Here is a 2,283-nt window from a genome sequence, read left to right as displayed (position 1 = left end):
TGATTCTCCGACGCGACGACGATCCACAGCTCGCGAAACCATGGCTGCGCGCATGCGAGATCGACGAGATCCACACCCTGTCCTGGACCGACCAGCAAAGCGCGGCGCGGATGGCAGACGCGCTTGAGTTCACCGTCAGCACCACCTGCGGTGGACAGAAGACAGGATGGCGGAAATGCCACCTGTTCGACATCTATCCCGTGCTGGACGCAAACGCTGCTGCAACCGCTGATCTTAGCTCGACGGAGCGAATCGACGCGGCCGTGCTCGCCGCTGCGGGATACGGACTAGGTGCCGACGTCATCGTTTCACTCGCATCAACCGTCGGCCGCGCCGATGTCGCAGATAACGACATCGTCACCACAGTCACTCCCGATGACTTGCAGGCCGTATTCGGCCATTACCTGCGCATGACCGGAAACCGGAAAATCGCCGAAATTCGGTCCGGGAACGTCGTCAGCACGATGCAACCCCCGTCGATGACGGAGCTTTACAACATCGGGGTCGCGGCGCTGGTCCCGTTCCTCGACACGCTCCGTCTGACTGCACTTATGCTCGGCAAGATGGAAGCGGTCGCCGAAATAGAGTCGCTGTTCACACGACTGCGTCGAGCGGCCCGCGCGCTGGACGAAGTACTCGCCGCGCTTTCGCGAACCAACGGCCGCGACGCCATCCCGTCAGCCGATACGCTTGAGTTTGTCAGTGAAGCCTTCGACCGTGAACTGCTCTATCTGATCGCGGTTTTCGACACCTACGGTCGAATCTACCTCCGTTGGCTCGATCCATCATCAACCAGACAGCTACGCAAGTCACTGCATTCAGAGAAAACCCTCATCGACTATGTCGACCCCAACTATCCCGATCCGAGCACTGCAGGTCAGCTGCAGCGCATCCACGAACTACAGAGGTTCGCATTCACCTGCTCCGAGTTGCGCAACAGAATTCACGACACACTCCTGCCCACCGGCGCGTTCCAGAACCGTACCTACGGTGGCGCACAGGCAGTCGCGATCGACTTCACCTCGGCCGGTATTGAACTGACTCAGCAGCAGGTCGACCGGCTCGGCGTCTGGGAGGCAACAGCGGCCAATCAAGTCTTTATGCCGCCAACGGTTGTTGCTGATGTCGCTACCACGGCAGTCGAACTATTCACCGCGGCAGCCGAATACGTCGATGTCTTCTCAAGACTGATTCTCACTTCAATACCTGCCCAGGCACCCAATGCTGACGATCTGCTTGGCAAAGTCACCGACACCGGGACACCGATACCTTCCCCCCATCCTGTCGAGCAGCACTACCGTCGTATGTTCGGTTGGAGAGTCAACTAATCCCGAACTGCCAATCTCACCGGCGCAAATCTGGCAGAGACGTAGGTGTCCGGCGCGAGCCTGGACGACATATGGATCGACGACAAACGCGCTGGGTTGGCGATTCCACACCTCCTCCAGCGCTGACGCGTTGTGCGTGGTAGAGAGAATCGTCACCCAGCACCGATCGTTGGTCCCTCGGGCCAGTACTTCAGGAGTTCGTCGGGCGTGTGTGGTGCCTGGTAGACAGCCGACAGGACCTGCTGCACCGGCGCGCCCGGGGTGTCTGCAAGGCGAGCGAACCAATCTATTCCGGCGGAGTAGGACCACATGTAGGACCGCAACAGGGTGTTCGCACCACGGTCAGTGAGCAGGTCGGCGATCTGCGCGTCGGTCCAGTAGGGCACATTGCGCCGAGCCCGCTCGGCGAGGTGGAGGATAGGCTCTCCCGCCGCTAGCGCGAGGTGTAGCTGGCCGCGGACGAGTTGGTGGTAGTGATCCAATCGCACTCGGGCGGTGAGGTTTTCGTCGTTGGGAGTGACGAATAGCGGCATCGCCTGGGCTAGGCCTTCGAACAAAACTTGATTTGGTGAGTGCACGGAGCACAGGCGGATCCAGGGAACGTCTTCTCGGGCGCAGCGTGCGGCGATGCTTGCGAATTGTAGTGCGTGGCCGAGGATTTCGTGGAGTGCGAATTGGCGGGCTACTACTTGTGTGAAGCGGGCGTTTCGGAGGTTGATTCGTAGTCGGGGTTTCTGGCCGGCGCCGTCGAGCCAGTAGCTCCAGTAGGCGTCGACGTCGACGGATTCGATGGTGAGGTCGTAGTCCGCGGTCGCTCCTGTTGCGGCGCGGACGCTTGGTTCGAGGTCGGCTGCGGCTTCGCGGATCGCGTCTGCGCTGACCGAGGCGTCGAGTGGTCCTTCGGCTTCCATCAAGTCGGTCAGCGTCTTGGGGCCCCAGTCGATGCCGAGTGCTG

At 60.8% G+C, this 2,283-nt stretch carries 2 protein-coding genes; one reads left to right on the top strand and one right to left on the bottom strand.

Annotated features, from left to right (window positions below; genetic code table 11):
- A partial coding sequence (locus ACGF5C_RS34255) for a hypothetical protein (RefSeq protein WP_393308489.1) occupies window positions 1-1,328 on the top strand: 1,328 nt, incomplete at its 5' end.
- Window positions 1,329-1,480: 152 nt separating this feature from the next.
- On the opposite strand, the gene ACGF5C_RS34250 is transcribed toward ACGF5C_RS34255, so the two are convergent.
- A partial coding sequence (locus tag ACGF5C_RS34250; RefSeq protein ID WP_393308488.1) for a hypothetical protein occupies window positions 1,481-2,283 on the bottom strand: 803 nt, incomplete at its 5' end.

This window comes from Micromonospora sp. NPDC047620, from assembly GCF_043205005.1.
GTDB lineage: Bacteria > Actinomycetota > Actinomycetes > Mycobacteriales > Micromonosporaceae > Micromonospora.
This window is presented reverse-complemented; position numbering and strand designations above follow the sequence as displayed.